The organism is Streptomyces gobitricini (assembly GCF_039532985.1).
GTDB lineage: Bacteria > Actinomycetota > Actinomycetes > Streptomycetales > Streptomycetaceae > Streptomyces > Streptomyces gobitricini.
In genome coordinates this window covers 49,671-64,870 of sequence record NZ_BAAASR010000015.1, presented here as the reverse complement: position 1 = coordinate 64,870, position 15,200 = coordinate 49,671, and the positions used below count along the sequence as shown (strand labels likewise).

At 73.2% G+C, this 15,200-nt stretch carries 15 protein-coding genes; 7 read left to right on the top strand and 8 right to left on the bottom strand.

Features of this window, described 5'->3' with window-relative positions; genetic code table 11:
• The first annotated feature begins 478 nt into the window (after nucleotides 1-478).
• Nucleotides 479-721: a DUF397 domain-containing protein gene (locus ABD347_RS12810; RefSeq protein ID WP_344360322.1), complete on the top strand. Its 243-nt coding sequence runs from the start codon at nucleotides 479-481 to the stop codon at nucleotides 719-721.
• Here the strand turns inward: ABD347_RS12810 and ABD347_RS12805 are convergent.
• Nucleotides 714-1,082 (bottom strand): hypothetical protein, encoded by a 369-nt coding sequence (locus ABD347_RS12805; protein WP_344360321.1) that lies wholly within the window; start codon nucleotides 1,080-1,082, stop codon nucleotides 714-716. The genes ABD347_RS12810 and ABD347_RS12805 overlap by 8 nt on opposite strands.
• 132 nt (nucleotides 1,083-1,214) lie before the next feature.
• Between ABD347_RS12805 and ABD347_RS12800 the strand changes: the two genes are divergently transcribed.
• The 3 genes from ABD347_RS12800 (at nucleotide 1,215) to ABD347_RS12790 (ending at nucleotide 3,032) form a co-directional block, all read left to right on the top strand.
• The gene (locus tag ABD347_RS12800) at nucleotides 1,215-1,616 is read left to right on the top strand and encodes an ACT domain-containing protein (protein WP_344360319.1); all 402 of its coding nucleotides are present in this window, start codon (nucleotides 1,215-1,217) and stop codon (nucleotides 1,614-1,616) included.
• A gap of 364 nt (nucleotides 1,617-1,980) precedes the next feature.
• Complete coding sequence (locus tag ABD347_RS12795) at nucleotides 1,981-2,481, top strand: glycosyltransferase family protein (RefSeq protein WP_344360317.1); 501 nt, start codon at nucleotides 1,981-1,983, stop codon at nucleotides 2,479-2,481.
• Nucleotides 2,482-2,642: 161 nt separating this feature from the next.
• Nucleotides 2,643-3,032 (top strand): RNA-binding S4 domain-containing protein, encoded by a 390-nt coding sequence (locus tag ABD347_RS12790; protein WP_344360316.1) that lies wholly within the window; start codon nucleotides 2,643-2,645, stop codon nucleotides 3,030-3,032.
• A gap of 21 nt (nucleotides 3,033-3,053) precedes the next feature.
• Here the strand turns inward: ABD347_RS12790 and ABD347_RS12785 are convergent, their stop codons facing one another.
• The 4 genes from ABD347_RS12785 to ABD347_RS12770 all read right to left on the bottom strand — a co-directional run bounded on the left by ABD347_RS12785 (nucleotide 3,054) and on the right by ABD347_RS12770 (nucleotide 9,789).
• Complete coding sequence (locus ABD347_RS12785) at nucleotides 3,054-5,315, bottom strand: terpene synthase family protein (protein WP_344360314.1); 2,262 nt, start codon at nucleotides 5,313-5,315, stop codon at nucleotides 3,054-3,056.
• Between the two features lie 119 nt (nucleotides 5,316-5,434).
• Nucleotides 5,435-7,345, bottom strand: coding sequence for an N-acetylmuramoyl-L-alanine amidase (locus tag ABD347_RS12780; protein ID WP_425575639.1), 1,911 nt, complete (start codon nucleotides 7,343-7,345; stop codon nucleotides 5,435-5,437).
• Nucleotides 7,346-7,604: 259 nt separating this feature from the next.
• Nucleotides 7,605-9,359 (bottom strand): PP2C family protein-serine/threonine phosphatase, encoded by a 1,755-nt coding sequence (locus ABD347_RS12775; RefSeq protein WP_344360311.1) that lies wholly within the window; start codon nucleotides 9,357-9,359, stop codon nucleotides 7,605-7,607.
• A 145-nt stretch (nucleotides 9,360-9,504) separates the two neighbouring features.
• Entirely contained in the window at nucleotides 9,505-9,789 is a 285-nt protein-coding gene (locus tag ABD347_RS12770; RefSeq protein ID WP_344360309.1) for a GlsB/YeaQ/YmgE family stress response membrane protein, read from the bottom strand.
• Nucleotides 9,790-10,042: 253 nt separating this feature from the next.
• On the opposite strand from ABD347_RS12770, the gene ABD347_RS12765 reads away from it, so the two are divergent.
• Both ABD347_RS12765 and ABD347_RS12760 read left to right on the top strand, forming a co-directional pair.
• A complete protein-coding gene (locus ABD347_RS12765) occupies nucleotides 10,043-10,504 on the top strand; it encodes a hypothetical protein (RefSeq protein ID WP_344360307.1) in 462 nt (153 codons plus the stop codon).
• Between the two features lie 25 nt (nucleotides 10,505-10,529).
• Nucleotides 10,530-10,877, top strand: coding sequence for an ANTAR domain-containing protein (locus ABD347_RS12760; protein ID WP_344360305.1), 348 nt, complete (start codon nucleotides 10,530-10,532; stop codon nucleotides 10,875-10,877).
• Between the two features lie 38 nt (nucleotides 10,878-10,915).
• Here the strand turns inward: ABD347_RS12760 and ABD347_RS12755 are convergent, their stop codons facing one another.
• The 3 genes from ABD347_RS12755 to ABD347_RS12745 form a co-directional block, all read right to left on the bottom strand.
• Complete coding sequence (locus ABD347_RS12755; RefSeq protein WP_344360303.1) at nucleotides 10,916-11,095, bottom strand: hypothetical protein; 180 nt, start codon at nucleotides 11,093-11,095, stop codon at nucleotides 10,916-10,918.
• Between the two features lie 216 nt (nucleotides 11,096-11,311).
• Entirely contained in the window at nucleotides 11,312-12,028 is a 717-nt protein-coding gene (locus tag ABD347_RS12750; protein WP_344360301.1) for a DNA alkylation repair protein, read from the bottom strand.
• Between the two features lie 323 nt (nucleotides 12,029-12,351).
• The gene (locus tag ABD347_RS12745; RefSeq protein WP_344360299.1) at nucleotides 12,352-13,470 is read right to left on the bottom strand and encodes an aminoglycoside phosphotransferase family protein; all 1,119 of its coding nucleotides are present in this window, start codon (nucleotides 13,468-13,470) and stop codon (nucleotides 12,352-12,354) included.
• 234 nt (nucleotides 13,471-13,704) lie between these two features.
• On the opposite strand from ABD347_RS12745, the gene ABD347_RS12740 reads away from it, so the two are divergent.
• Nucleotides 13,705-15,198 (top strand): DNA-binding protein NsdB, encoded by a 1,494-nt coding sequence (locus tag ABD347_RS12740; protein WP_344360297.1) that lies wholly within the window; start codon nucleotides 13,705-13,707, stop codon nucleotides 15,196-15,198.
• Nucleotides 15,199-15,200: the final 2 nt, after the last annotated feature.

Here is a 15,200-nt window from a genome sequence, read left to right as displayed (position 1 = left end):
ATCGGGGCCCTCAAGTGCCACGGAGCGGGCCCCTCGGTAGTCCGCCCCACTTACCGGACCGCGCGACGCGACGGTGACCTGCCGGCGAACCCCTCGGGGGCGCCTTGTCCGCCGTCCCGCTCGGCGCCTTCGGCATGATCCCCCCTCGTTCTCCTTCGGTGGCGTCCGGGACGAGCGGTCGTCCGTGGTGCGGATCCCGACGAGCGGCCGAGGCGGCTGTCCAGGCCCGCGGCCGGGCAGGCCGGCACGAGGTACCCGGGGGCCCGTCGTGCCCGGAACACGTCCGTGGCGGCGACGCACCGTTCTTCTCCCACGCGGCTAGGCGGGTGCCGGACCGCCGACGAGGTGACCCTCACCGGCCGAGTGACCGTCTCGTGCCGGCGCACCGCCCGCATGACCGGCCGTGTGCCGCGCCCTGTCCGCGACCGGCCCCGATGGCTAGTCTGAGCGCGGACGACGAACCGGGAGGAGCAGGTACGTGGCGGAGACCATCACCACCCAGCATCAGTTCGCAGGCTGGGAGAAGCCGGATCTCGACCTCAGCGACGCCGACTGGCGGTCGGGGAGCCAGGGAGCGGGTGACGTCCAGATCGCCTTCGTCGAGGGGTTCATCGCGATGCGCAACGGCGGCCGTCCGGAGAACCCGTCGTTGATCTTCACCCCAGCCGAGTGGCGTGCCTTCGTGCTCAACGCCAGGGAAGGCGAGTTCGACCTCACCTGATGGCGGCGCCCCGGTCGGCTCGCTTCCGGGCCCGCGCGTCGACGACGGCGCACGCCGCTCCGGGCAGTATCAGCAGGAGCGTGACCCACAGGGGCAAGGGGAACAGCGGCCCGTCGCCTGCCAGTTCGTCGGCCACCAAGGCGACCGGCAGGCCGACGGCGGCCCCCACCAGCCAGTTCTTCGCGAGGCCCAGTCGGCCACGGCGCAGCTCCACGGTCACCGTGACCGCGGCGATGGCGGCGATCAGCGCGAGGCGGCCGGCCGTGACGGGCAGTGTGGTGGTGCGCCACAGCAGGTGGGAGAAGAGCATCAGGACGTTGTCCACCTGCCACGCCCCGGGACGGGTGCGGTAGTTCCGCATGGAGCACCCGCGTCAGGAGTGGGCCGAGCCCACCCGTGGCAACGGCGCCCACCGCCGCGACCGCCGCGACCGCGCCCACCGCCGCGACCGCCACCGCGCCGGACGGCGCACGTCCGGCCTAGGGTGGGAATCATGAGTGCAGAACGTGACCTCGCCCGGCTGGTCTCCGGCATGCGGCCCGAGCTCAACGCCGGGCGCTACGTCTTCGTGACCGTCGACGGCCCCGCCGTGCCACCCGGCCTGCACCCTGTCGTCACCGTCGCCGAATCCGAGGGCCTCACCCTCGTCGTGCCGCAGGAGGAGGCGGACGCCGCGTCCCTCCCGTACGACTACGTGGCCGGATGGATCACCTTGCGCGTCCACTCCGCACTCGACGCCGTCGGGCTCACCGCCGCCGTCGCCCGGGAGCTCGCCGATGCCGGACTGAGCTGCAACGTCGTCGCGGGGTTCCACCACGACCACCTCTTCGTCGAATACGCCCGAGCGGGCGAGGCGCTCACGGCCCTGCGCCACCTGGCGGAACGCTCGGCCTGACCGGCCCGGCCGCCCACCGTCACCGCTCCGGCGCGCCCCGCTTCCGCGGTGGTGGGGGAGTCCGTCCGTCACCTGTACGGGGCGGAGAGCCGCGCACGGGCCCTGAACGGTCGCTGCAACGCCATCACCGTCATCGCCGGCGTCACCGAGAAAGCGCCCCGGGGACAGGCGCCGGGGAGCCGACCGACGCCCTGCGGTGGCAGGCCCCCGCCCTGGGCGGAACAAAGCCGTCCGCCGCTCCGGGGAGTCGCCCGTAGCGGTGAATCCGCGACGCCGCCGCGGGCCGGGCCACGGGGCCGTGGGGGTGGCCGGGGCGCGCGGGCCCGGGCGCCGGTGGCGGGCTCCGGGCACGTACCATGGCGGCATGTCCTTCCTCCGCCGCCGCAGCGCCGCCACACCCGCGGGCCCGGACTTCGACGTCCTGGCCATGGACCCGGGCGACTGGCCCGGCAATCTCGGCGCCGGTCTGCTTCCCGCCCCCGACGGCACCTGCCAGGGCGTCTTCCTGCGCTACGACCTGTTCGGCGGCCGCGGCCCCGCGATGATCATCGGGAACCTCCCGGAGGGCTCCCCGGCCCGGGAGCTCGCGGAGGGCCAGATCCCCTTCGAGGTGGCCCAGCTCCTCGCCGCGCTGGAGAACGACGACCCGGTCGAGGTCGTCGAGACCGAGGACATGCCGGTCATGCAGGGCGACAACCTGCTGATCGTCCGCCGCCTCAAGCTCTCCGAGAGCCGGATCTCCTGCGTGCAGTTCGACCGCAGCGACAACGTGCTGGTCACCATCGCCAGCTGGGACCGCCCCATCACCGACGACCTGTACGCGCTGCTCAAGCCACTGCCGGCGGAGCTCTTCCAGCAGGGCTGAGCCCCGGCGCCCGTCCCGTGGAGCGGGACCGTCCCCCGCCGGGATCGTCCCTCGCCGGGATCGTCCCCCGCCGGGACCGTCTCCCGCCGGGGGCCTCGCGTCCGGCACGGCCGGGGAAAAGCACTGCTGCGCCTCCGCTCGCGCGGATTAGAGTCGGGACCATGGCAACGCACGAGGGGAACCCGACCGCGCGGGTCGACAGCTGGATCTGGGCCGTACGGCTCACCAAGACGCGCTCGCAGGCCGCCACCGCCTGCCGGGCCGGGCACGTTCGCGTCAACGGCGAGCGTGCCAAGCCCGCCCAGCCCGTGAAGGCCGGCGACGAGGTCCGGCTGTTCCACGCCGGTCGCGAGCGCACCGTGAAGGTGAAGCAGGTGCTCACCAAGCGGGTGGGCGCGCCCGTGGCCGTCGAGGCGTACGTGGACAACAGCCCGCCCCCGCCGCCCCGCGAGCACGTCGCCCTGGCGGGCGTCCGCGACCGCGGGGCCGGACGCCCCACCAAGCGGGAACGCCGCGAACTGGACCAGCTCCGCGGCATCCGTCCGTCCTGATCCGCGCCGCCCGGCAGCCGGCTACGAGGCGAACAGTTCCGCTACCCGGGCCGCGGAGGTGCCCAAGCCGGTGGGCCCGCCCGGCAGCCCCGCGCCCGGCGCCGCGACGGCCCCGTGCGGTGCCGCCCTGCCCGACGGGGTGACCGCGCCGGCCCGCAGCCGGGCCGTACCGGCGCCGGAGCGGACGTCCTCGTCCCGGTAGCGGCTGACGCCCAGGTGCCAGTTGAGGATCCCGGCGAGCCAGTCCTCCAGCTCCCGCACGTACGCGGCGAGGGCGGCCCTCCCCTCCCGGTCCAGCTCGAACTGCTCGATGAGCACCGGAAGTTCATGCTTCTTCACGTGCTCGAACTGGCGCAGCCGGCCGCGCATCAGATCGTCGATGATCTTCACGCCCGTCGGGTAGTCGCAGCCGAAGAAGGACTGCACCACCAGCACCCCGTTGTGCACCTCACCCTCGACCTCGATCTCCTTCTGGTACGAGATCAGGTCGTTGAGCATGGTGGCGTAGTCCGCCACGGAGTTCTCCATGCTGCGCACGGTGCCGCTCCGCAGGAGTTCCCGCGGCAGATGGTGCTGGTGGCGCAGGCGTGCCAGGCTCATCGTCAGGTCCGAGCCGAAGGTCAGCCGCCGCATCTCCACGTAGTCCACGGGGTCGGGCACGCGGTGCTGCGCCTGGTTGTGCAGCTCCCACAGCCAGCTCTCCAGCATGTCGTCCAGCGCCTTGCGCAGCGACGCCCGCGCCCCCGGCGCCATCGGCCCGGCGGTGCGCGCCCACAGGTCGGCCAGCGCCCGCTCCATCGGGCTGACCGCCCCGGCGGCTCCGGCCTCCGGGTCGTCCACGGGCATGCACATCATGAGCCGCTCGTTGCACAGCTTCGCCCCGGCGAGGTCACGCGGCCGCCCGAAGACCAGCGGATAGTAGTCGTCGCCGTACGTCCCCCAGGTGAGCCACTCGGCGCTGAGCTCCAGCTCCTCCGCCGTGGCGTCCGGGTCGAGTCCGGCACTGCACAGGGCGAGGTCGAAGCCCGCCATCATCCGCTCGTCCCAGATGTCGTCGAGCAGGCCCATCCGGCCCGCCCACGCCAGGGACTTGGCGCGCGCGTCGTCCAGGTGGGGGCTGAGCGTCAGGGGGTACGGCAGGTCGAAGTCCGGCAGCAGGGAGGGGCCGACGCGCTGGTGCGGAACATGGGTGAGGCCGCGCGCCCGCGCGGCGGCGGGGCGGCCGAACAGCGTGGTGATGTCGAGCGCCGACGTGCCCAGCACACCGCTGAAGAGCGACGGTCCGGTCCTGGCGTCCTCGTTCATGTAGCGGCTGGAGCGCATGTGCCACTCGTGGCCACCGGACTGCCAGTCCTGGAGCCCCTTGGTGTACGCGGCGACCGCGGCGCACTCCTCGGCGTTCAGGCCCTTCTCCAGGCACAGCTGGGGAACCTCGGTCAGGGCGGTGTTCTCGAACTGCTGGAGCCGTGAGGTCAGCAGGTCGTTGACGGCCTCGGCCGCCTCCTGGGTGGTGCACTCCAGGAACTTCTCCAGCACCAGGACGCCGTTGCTGTTCTCCCCTTCGTCCTCGACCTCACGCTGGTAGGAGAAGAGGTCGTTGCGCAGGTGGACCGCGTCGGAGAAGGCGTCCCGCAGGACCCGCAGCGGCCGGGAGGCGGCCACCGACTCCGGCACCTCGGCGCCGGCCGCGTACTCCACCAGCCCGGCGGACCACGGCGCGCCACCCACCTTGCGGCGCATCTCGATGTACTCGACGGGGTTGGCGATCCGCCCCTCGTTGATGTTCGCCAGCTCCCACAGGGACTCATTGAGCAGGTGTTCGGTCGCCTCGGCGAACCGGGCCCGCCACGCCTGCGACATGCTCGGCACCGTCCGCTTCCACAGGTCGGCGAGTCCGGCCTCCACCGGGTTCGTCGGCTCGGGCGTCTCCTGGGAGAGGTCCAGCGGCATGAAGGCCGGCAGCCGTTCCAGGTACGCCTTGCCGCCGGCGTAGTCCTGGGTGCGCTTGAAGACCTCCAGGAAGTGGTCGTCGAAGAAGAACACCCAGACATACCAGTCGGTGACCAGCGAGAGAGCGTCGGATCCGCAGTCGGGGTGGGTGTACGCGCACAGCAGGGCGTAGTCGTGCGCGTCGAGGTCCTGCTGGTCCCAGACCCCCGATCCCTCCAGCATCCCCATCCGGCGCGCCCACGTCCTGGTGTGGGAACGGGCCGACTCCACATGGGGATTGAGGCGCGCCGGATACGGCGTGTAGAAATCCGGCAGGACGAAGGGCTGTGCCATGCGTGCGGCGCCTTTCGGTGAAGGAGGACATACCGCGGCCCCCCTACCCTTCGCCGTTTCGTCCTACGCCGTCCGCCGTATTAGTCATATGAACGCCACCAGGCGGGCTTCCGTGCCCCTCACACACGGGAAACGGTCACCTCGGACGCCTTCACAAAGGCCACCCGGTGACCGAACTGGATCTCGTAGTACGCCTCCCGGCCCCGCACCACCCGGTGCCCGGAGGTGTCGAAGGAGGGGGCGTAGTAGTACTCGCCCGGAACCCGGTCACCCACCACGTACCGCTGACCCGCCGGAAGTCTGTACGGCAACGGCGACAGCGGCTGCACCGGCACCCCCGCCGGGTACGCGGCCGCCTCGGGATAGGCCCGACCGTAGACCGGGATCTCCGCGAGCCCCTCCCTCGGCGTCAGGACCCACCCGCGCGTGCCCACGGCCGTCGGCTCCGCACCGGGGTTGGAGAACCACGCCTTCTGGCCCAGGTACCAGATCGCCGTCCATGGCCCGCGCCGCTCCGCCACCGCGTAACTCTGGCCCGTCGACGCCCGCGCCCCGGTGTCGTTGACGCCGGCGGTCGAGTCCTGGCCGCCCGGCCGGAGTCCGGCGTCCTTCACCAGCGGCGCGCTCTCGCTGGGCTCCGTGTGCAGCCGGACCGCGCCACTGCCGTGCGGCGGACAGGCCTCGCCGGGCTCCGTGCAGCCCGTGTAGAGCGGCTGGTGGGCGGTGTACCGGGGGCGGATCGTCACGACGGCGGCGTGCGGCCCGGCGGCCGGCGTGAACGGCCGCCCCAACAGCTCGAAGTAGTGCGCCCAGTCCCAGTACGGGCCCGGGTCGGTGTGCATGCCGCGGACCGTGGCGGCGGTCGGGCCGGGCACATTGTCATGGCCCAGGATGTGCTGCCGGTCCAGTGGAACGCCGAACCTCTGGGCCAGGTACCGCACCAGCCGCGCCGACGTGCGGTACATCGCCTCCGTGTACCAGGCGTCCGGCGCGACCAGGAAACCCTCGTGCTCCAGGCCCACCGACTTGGCGTTCACGTACCAGTTGCCCGCGTGCCAGCCGACGTCCTTCAGCGGCACGTGCTGGGCGATGTGCCCGTCCGACGACCGCAACGAGTAGTGCCAGGAGACGTACTCCGGGTCCTGCACCAGCTTCAGCGTGACGTCCCAGGTCGCCTCCGTGTCGTGGACGACGATGTACTCGACCGACTGGGACGCGGGCCGCTCCGCCTTGTCGTGGTTGCCGTAGTCGCCCTCTCCGAACTCCTCGTACGGAGCCGGGACCCACTCGCACGCCACCGTCCTCGGGCACTCGGTCCCGGCCGTCACGGCCGTCCGCAGTCCCAGCCCGGCGGCCTGACCGGTCTCCGGCACGACGTCCGGATCCGCGGGCAGGGCCACCACCTGCCCGCTGTCCGTCGTACGACGCTCACCCGAACGGATGACGTCGTAGACGTCGTCCGCGTACGTCGTGGCGGTCGCCGTGTCATCGGCACCCGAGTACCGCGCCACCGCTCCGTACCAATCGCCGGGGTCGGTGCTCGCCGGGTGACCCAGCTCCCGCTGAGCGGCCGCCAGCAGGGCCGCGCCGCCGAGGATGTTCGCGGCCGGGCTGGTACGCAGCCGCTCGGGGGCGAGCCCGGACAACCGGGCCGCCCGCTCCAGGGTCCGCAACCGGCCGGGCAGGGCGGACGGCTCGGGCGCCGCGGCGTCCACCACGTGCTTCGCGGCACGCGAGGAGTCACCGCGCGGGTCCTCCGCGCCGTGAGAATGGTGGGGCGCCGAGGCCAGAGCGGTCCGCGCGTCGGTGAGGTGCATCGGGCCGTACCCCCCGGTGACACTGGGCGCGCCGCCGTGGCCGTCCCAGCGGGACTGCAGGTACGACACCGCGAGCAGGACGCTCCGCGGCACCCCGTACTCGTCGGCGGCCGCCGCGAAGGCGCGCTGCAGGACATCGGAGGCGGCCGGCCGGCCCGCGGTCGCGGGCGGTGCCGCCGAGACCAGCGGCAGCAGCAGCGCGGCGGACACCACCGCCGCGCCCGCTGTCCGTGCGTGCCCTGCGTGTCGTACGCGTCGACGAGCCGGAGCGGGCAAGGCGGCCTCCAGGGGCGGATGGAATGCGGCGACCCGTACAGGGGTAGCGGCTGCCGGACCACCCGTCAATCAGGCCCGCGGGTGGGGAAGTTCCCGTCCCCGGCCAGGTGTGGCGGAGGTTTCACGCCGACGGAGCGCGGGCCTGCGGGCCGTCACCGGCCTGCACCAATGACGCCCGGTGCCTCGGGAACCGTCCTCAGTCGACCCGCACGGCGAGCAGACACGCGTCGTCGTCGTGGATGCCGCGCTCGTACTCCTCCGTGAGCCGGTCGACGATCCGCCGCGGCGGCAGCCCGCTGCTCGCGGCGAGGAGCCCCGTCAGGGCCGTGATGCCCTCGGTGATGTCCTGCCCGCGCCGCTCGACCACCCCGTCGGTGTACAGCAGCAGCACATCGCCCCGCTCCAGCTGGAACTCCGCCGTCTCGTACCGGTGGCCCGGCAGCGCCCCCAGCAGTGGCCCCCGGTGCTCGGTCGGCAGCGCGTACGCGCGCCCCTCGCGCAGCAGCAACGGAGCCGGGTGCCCCGCGCACGTCCACCGGAAGACCCGGTCGGCGCCGACATGGCCGACCGACATCGTGGCCGTCGCCGACGAGGGCTCGGTGCACACCAGCTCGTTCAGCCAGGTGGTGACGTCCCCGGCGCTCGCCCCCGTCTGGGCGAGCCCCGCCATGGCGTGCCGCTGCTGGGCCATCCGGGCGACCGCCTCCAGGCCGTGCCCGCTGGCGTCCCCGATGGCGATGAGCGCCCGGCCGTCCGTCAGCGGCCGGCACTTGTACCAGTCGCCGCCCACCGCGGCGTCCGGCTCGGCCGGCAGGTAGGCGGCCGCCACGTCCAGCCCGAGTTCCGCCAGCCCCTCCGAGTACGTCGGCAGCAGCGCCTCCCGCAACGCCGAGGCGACATGCCGCTCCGCCGCGGCCTGCTGCCGCAGCTGCTCGGTCTCCACCTGCTTCTCCACCAGCCTGCGGCGGCTGCGCATCTGGGGAGTGAGGTCACGGGCCACGATCTGCAACGCCCAGGGACGGCCGTCCGTGCCCGCCACCGGGCGGCCCAGCAGGTCGACCGTCCGGATCTCACCCAGAACCAGGAACCGGATCCTGGTCCAGGCCGGTTCCTCACCGGCCAGCACCGACGCGATGAACTCGCCGAACGGCCCCACGTCCGCCGGCACCAGCGCGTCGCACAGCTCCAGCAGCGACCACGGCAGCGCGGGATCCGCACGGAAGATCCGCTGCAACCCCTCCGACCACGTCACCGACCCGGACAGCAGGTCCCAGCGCCCCCACCCCATGGAGGCCAGGTGCTGGGCGTCGATGGTGAGGAGCTCGGCCTGGCTGCGCACCGGGCGCCAGGTGGTCAGGACCTGGTCACCGCACCACGACGCGTAGTGCACCAGCTGGACACGCCGCAGCGTGCCGTACCGTTCCTCCGTGTAGTCCACCACCAGGCCGTTCAAGGCCCGGCCGTCCTCCAGGACACCCCTGAGCGCGGTCAGCAGCCCGCCGGCCGCCGCCCCGGGCCGGGCCTCCGAGAAGAACCGCTGGCCGACCTGCTGGTCGGGGGAGACCAGCCATTCGGCGGAGCGGATGTGATTACCGGCGCGGATGACGAAGTCGGTGACACCACCGGAGTCGTCCCGGACCGGGGACAGCAGCGCCGCCGACACGGGGATGGCCGGCAGCGTCGCGCAGAGACACGTCCACGGGTCGTGCCGCTCATCCGCGTCCACGCACGTGTGCGGAGAGCCGTACCCCTGACCGCACGGGCACTGGGCCGTCCGGGTGCCGCCGGCCTCCGGTGACGGATCACCGACCTCACCGGTGGACCGGCCGGGGGAGGGCTCCGCCACCCCCGCCGTCTCGGCCCGGCGGCGCACATCCGCCCGCAGCGTCGCGATCTCGCGCTCGATGTACGCCTTCAACGACGCCACGTCGGAGGTGTGCGGCCGGTTCATGAGGGCGCCACGGTCCCGGTGCCGGCAGCCGCTCCGGCGGCCGGAGCGTGGCGTGCGCCGGGAAGGTACATGGTGGCGCCCTCTCTCCTTCTGCTTCCGGTGCCCGTCCGGGACTCACACCCGTCGGGGCACGTTCCGTACCGGGTCAGGCGTGCACCCCGTGACCCCGGTGCCCCCGCCCGGTGATGAGCCGGTAGAGGGCGAGAATGATCACTGAACCGACGATCGCCGCTATCCAGGTCGACAGGTGGAAGAAGCCGTTGATCGACTCGACGCCGAAAATGACCTTGCCCAGCCAGCCGCCCAGCAGACCGCCCACGATGCCGATCAGCATGGTCACCAGCATGCCGCCCGGGTCACGTCCCGGCATCAGCGCCTTGGCGATCGCACCGGCCAGCAGCCCGATGATGATCCACGCGATGATTCCCATTCTCGACCTCCCGTAGCTTTACGCACGTTCCGCCACGCGGCGGGACATGAAACCGCGTTGCCCCGCCCGGAGGCCGTAAACGCCCGCGGTGGCCACCGCTCCGTTTCAGGGGCGAAGGACCGGGCGTGAACGGGCCGGAAGTCCCGGAACGGACGGGCCGGTCGGCGTGCTTGGCCGTGCCCTCACCGGCAACACCACCGGCAGGGTCCGGCCGCGCCAGGACACCGGACCGCCGGAGAGAAGAGAAACGCCCATGAAGCAGCACATCGAGCGGCCCGTGAAAAAGCCGCTGAAGCAACCCCTGAACCAGCCCCTGAAGCCGTGCCTGCGCTGGATGGCCCGCCACCGCACCGGGGCCCGGCTCCCGCACGCACCGGACCTGTTCCGTCCGTGGCGCGCACGGCCCCCGGCGCCGCAGGAGTCGCTCCTCCTCCGCAGCCCCTCGGAGGGGGACCGGTGGACCTGCGTGGAGCGGCACCGCATCAGCTGGCAGTACACGGGCGCCCTGTGGCACCCGTGCGACGTGCTCCTGGAACGGCGCACGGACGAGGGCTGGGCCAGGGCGGCCCTGCTGGCCGCGCAGGTGGACCCCCGTGCCCTGGGCACCTCCGTCGTCGTACCCGAACTGCCGACAGGGCCGTACCGCGTCCTCATCACCTCACCGGAGCTGCCCGTCGCCGCCTGCAGCCCGCCCCTGGTGATCCGCCACCACTGACCCCACGCGCCGAGGACAGCCCTACGTGGAGCAGAACGAATGCGCCCGCCTCACCGCCGAGGTGACCCAGCTGCGACAGGCCCTCGACAGCCGCTCCGTCATCGACCGGGCCCAGGGCATGGTCATGGCACTCGCCCCCTGCCCGGCCGAGCGGGCCTGGCGGGTCCTGGTGGAAACCTCCCAGCACGGCAACACCAAGCTGAGGGATGTCGCCGCCGCTCTGGTGGCCACCGCCGAAGGCCATCGCCTGCCGGCCCGGCTGCGGGCCCCTTTCGCCCGAGCCCTCCGCCACGCCCGCGCCGGGAGCGGCGGCGCGGGGCGAACGCCCACCACCCGGCCGAGCCCCTCCGCCGCCGGTGCCGGCCCGGCCTGACCTCGCGCCGGGCCCGGCGTAGCCGGGGCGGGACGCTCTCAGCCGGCGTCCCCCGTCTCCCTCCTGAGCGCGATCCAGCGTTCGGCGACCCCCCTGACGGCCGGGTACCTCTCCAGCAGTTCCTCGTCCGCCAGGGACATCTCGGTCGCCGCGGCCATCGGAGTGCGGGCGGACCCGTCGGAGCGGGGCAGGGTCCGCGCGGGGTGATCGTTCGGCATCAGGCCTCCAGTCGCTCGGGCACGCGCCTGGCCTCCCGTGGGGAGCCGGGAGGCGGCGCGGCCCCGCCCACGCGGCGACGCGGGGCGGAGCCGGAACGGCCACCCGTCGGGGGTACGAGCGCCGCGGGCACAGCATGCACCCGAACCAGCCATCGCCGGTAGAGGTATGGCCGAAATCAGTCGAACCGTCGACGCTTTCCTCCTCGACGGGCCGCCTCAGAGGGCGTCGGCGGGCAACCGGCGGACGGCTTCACGGAAGGTGACACCGGACATGCGGGGGCGCCGTTCCCGCACCCAGGCCGCGACGAACCCGGGGTCGCGTACGGAGACCTCGCGCAGGACCCAGCCGATGGCCTTGCGGACGAAGAACTCCCTCTCGTCGAGCATGGCGTCGGCGTAGCGGCTCAGGCGCCGCAGGTCGGGCGCTCCGGCGCGGATGCCGGGGAGCAGCGCCAGGAGCGCCGTACGGCGCAGCCAGAAGTCCCCGTCGTGCGCCCAGCGGTCCAGGGTGGCGCCGCAGGGCGCCGGTTCGCGGGCCACCACGGCACCGGCGGCGTGGACGGCCAGGGTGTCCACGAGCGCCCAGGTGCGGGAGGCGCGCAGGTACCGCTCCAGCGCCGTCAGGTCCTCGGGCCCGAGCACGGCGGCCGCCCGTGCGGTCAGCGTCTCGACAGCCGCCTGCCGGTGCTCGTACACGTCACCCGACCACAGCAGCGCCGCCAGGTGGAGGATGTCGTCGCGCGTGAGCGGGCCGAGTGCCCGGCACGCGGCCGTCACGGTCCGCCGTACGTCGGGCACCGGCACCCCCAGGTGCGCGAGGTCGCTGCGCAGGTACGCGCGGTCCCGCTCCGCGCGCTCGGCCGTGCCCATGCGGTCGAGCGCCTCCCGGACGCCTGTCGCGGCGGCGACGAGCCGGGGGTGCGGATCGGTCATGCTCGCCTCCGGAGTCGCTCCTCGGGACGCGGTCGCGGCGCCTGCGCGATCACGCTCGTCGGCCGGTCCCGGCCTCGGGAGTCCCGCCGCCGTGGAGCCCGGGCAGCCGTGCCGGGTCGCGCCCGGCACGGTGACGCCGCGGTCGCGCCGACAGCTGTACCCACTGTGCCACCCCGCTTCCATGCCCCGCCGGTACGCGGGGCGCCACCTTGCCGAAGGGCGGGTGCCCGAGCCGTCGCCGGCCGCGCCGGGACGTACGGCAGCGCGCTGGGTGGCCGGTGTGTCGGCACCGGGCACCCAGCGCGCTTCCCCCTCGCCGTCGGTCAGCGCGTGCCGACCGCCGCGCGCACGGCCCGCCGTGCCAGTGCGCAGTCATCGTGCAGCCGCCTCAGCAGCAGCCGCTGTTCCTCCCCGGCGGACACCGCGCCCGGCGCGGCCGGCACCGAACCGACGGGTGGCGCCTCGCGTATCGTCCGCTGCACGGCCGTCTCGTACGTACGGATCTCCCGTGTCAGCACCAGCATCAGGTTCACCAGGAAGGCGTCCCGCGCCGCCGGGCCCTCGCGCTGGGCGAGCTGGCTGATGTGACGCCTGGCCGCGGGGGCGTCGCCCAGCACCGCCCAGAGCGTCGCCAGGTCGTACCCCGGCAGGTACCAGCCGGCGTGCTCCCAGTCGACCAGCACGGGGCCGGCCGGTGAGAGCAGGATGTTGGACAGCAGCGCGTCACCGTGGCAGAACTGGCCCATGCCCTGCCGCCCGCCCGCGTGGGCCAGGCCGTGCAGCAGCTTCTGCAGGTCGTCGCGGTCCCGGTCGGTGAACAGCCCCAGTTCGTGGTAGCGGGAGACCCGGGAGCCGTAGTCGAGCGGTGCGTCGAACGTCCCCGCCGGCGGCCGCCACGAGTTGAGCCGGGTGATCGCGCCGAGCGCGGCCCGCAGATCGGCCCGTGGCGGTGCCTCCAGAGGGTGCCGCGTCAGGGCCGCGGCCCGGCCGGGCATCCGCTCGATCACCAGGGCGCAGTTGTCCGGATCGGCGGCGATCAGCCGCGGTGCCCGCACCGGGGGCCGGTGGCGGACGAAGGCCCGGTAGGCCGCGATCTCATGACGGAACCGCTCGACCCACGCGGGGGAGTGGTCCAGTAAACACTTGGCGACCGCGGTGGCGCGTCCGGTGGTTCCGACGAGCAGGACCGAGCGGCCGCTGCGTCGCATCACCTGCACCGGGTTGAACTCGGGGCAGATCCGGTGCACCGACGCGATCACCTTCCGCAACTGCGCGCCCTGGGTGCCCGACAAGTCGATTCTCCCGCTGAGCGGTCCCGCCACCGCCCCCGCCCAGCGCCGGGCCCGACCCGCCTGGGAGGGATCCAGATACGGGCCCCCGCCGGCCGGGACGGTGCGCTGCGGCCGGGGCGGGGCGGACACGGAGGACGTTGCTGTGTACATGGGCGAGACAGACCCCTTCGTGTGCCGACTGTTTACGTACGCTGCCCCGTCCCGGCCGCCGGTCGACACCCTGGGGAATGAGGGCCGGTTGCCGGGGCGGGGTGGCGCTTTCCTACCTGACACCCGGGCGCGGGTGGCACACCATCTGGCGCACCCTGGCGAACCCTGGCGAATAGTCGCCAGCCCTATGACAGCGGGTTAGTGTCAACTCAGCCGAGAACCTGGGGGCTTGACGTGACCGGAGAACCCAACACCCGCCTTGCAGACCTGTTCGGCCTGGCCGGCTGGTCCAAAGGCGAACTCGCGAGACTCGTGAACCGGCAGGCGGCGGCCATGGGCCACCCCCAGCTGGCGACCGACACCTCGCGGGTCCGGCGCTGGATCGACATGGGGGAAACCCCGCGCGATCCCGTACCCCGGGTGCTGGCAGCACTGTTCACCGAGCGACTCGGCCGTGTCGTGACCATCGAGGACCTCGGGTTCGTACGACACGGGCGCGCCGGGAAACGGCGGGACGTCAGGAACACCGACAACCCTGACGGGCTGCCATGGGCGCCCGAGCGTACGGCTGCGGTCCTCACCGAATTCACGGGAATGGACCTCATGCTCAACCGACGCGGCTTGGTGGGCGCGGGCGCCGCGCTCGCCGCAGGCTCCGCACTCACCAGCGCCATGCACGACTGGCTTCACACCGACCCCGCTCTCGCCGCCGACGCCCCCCGCATCGCCGATCCCCTGCGCGCCGATCCCGCCGGGTTCGACCGCTATGAGGCGGCCCCCATCGGGTCACAGGAGATCGAGGCGCTGGAACGCTCCGTCGAAGTGTTCCGCGCCTGGGACGCCGCCCGTGGCGGCGGGCTCCAGAGAAAGGCCGTCGTCGGCCAGCTCAACGAAGTGGGCGGCATGCTCGCCTACCGCCACCCCGACCACCTCCAGCGCCGGCTCTGGGGCGTCGCCGCCAACCTCGCCGTCCTGGCGGGCTGGATGTCCCACGACGTGGGCCTGGAACCCACCGCCCAGAAGTACTTCGTCATCGCCGCCCACGCGGCGCGCGAGGGCGGCGACCGGCCCCGCGCCGGCGAGGCCCTCTCCCGCGCCGCCCGCCAGATGGTCCACCTGGGCCGCCCCGACGAGGCCCTGGACCTGATGAAGCTCGCCAGGTCCGGCTCGGGCGAGGAGATTCTGCCGCGTACACAGGCCATGCTGCACACCATCGAGGCCTGGGCGCAGGCTTCCATGGGACGTGGACAGGCGATGCGCCGCACGCTGGGCGAGGCGGAGGAGCTGTTCGTCTCCGACAAGTCCGACGTACCGTTGCCGAGCTGGATGCAGACCTTCCGGAGCGAGGATCTGTACGGCATGCAGGCGCTCGCCTACCGGACGCTGGCCGAGCACGAGCCCGCCGCGGCGAAGCAGGCCCAGTACTTCGCGCAGAAGGCCCTGGCGCTGCGCAACGACGGCCGGCAGCGTTCGAAGATCTTCGACTACCTCTCCATGGCGTCGGCGTGCTTCATCGCCGACGACCCCGAGCAGGCCGACCGTTACGCCAGGCTCGCACTGATGTCGATGGGGGAGACCTCGTCCCAGCGCACCTGGGACCGGCTGCGCGAGATGTACCGGCTCACCGGGCAGTACGCGGGCTACACGAAGATCGAGGACCTGCGTGAGGAGATCCAGCTGGTGATGCCCAAGTCCGCGGCGAAGAGGCCGCGGCGCAGCCAGGCCTGACG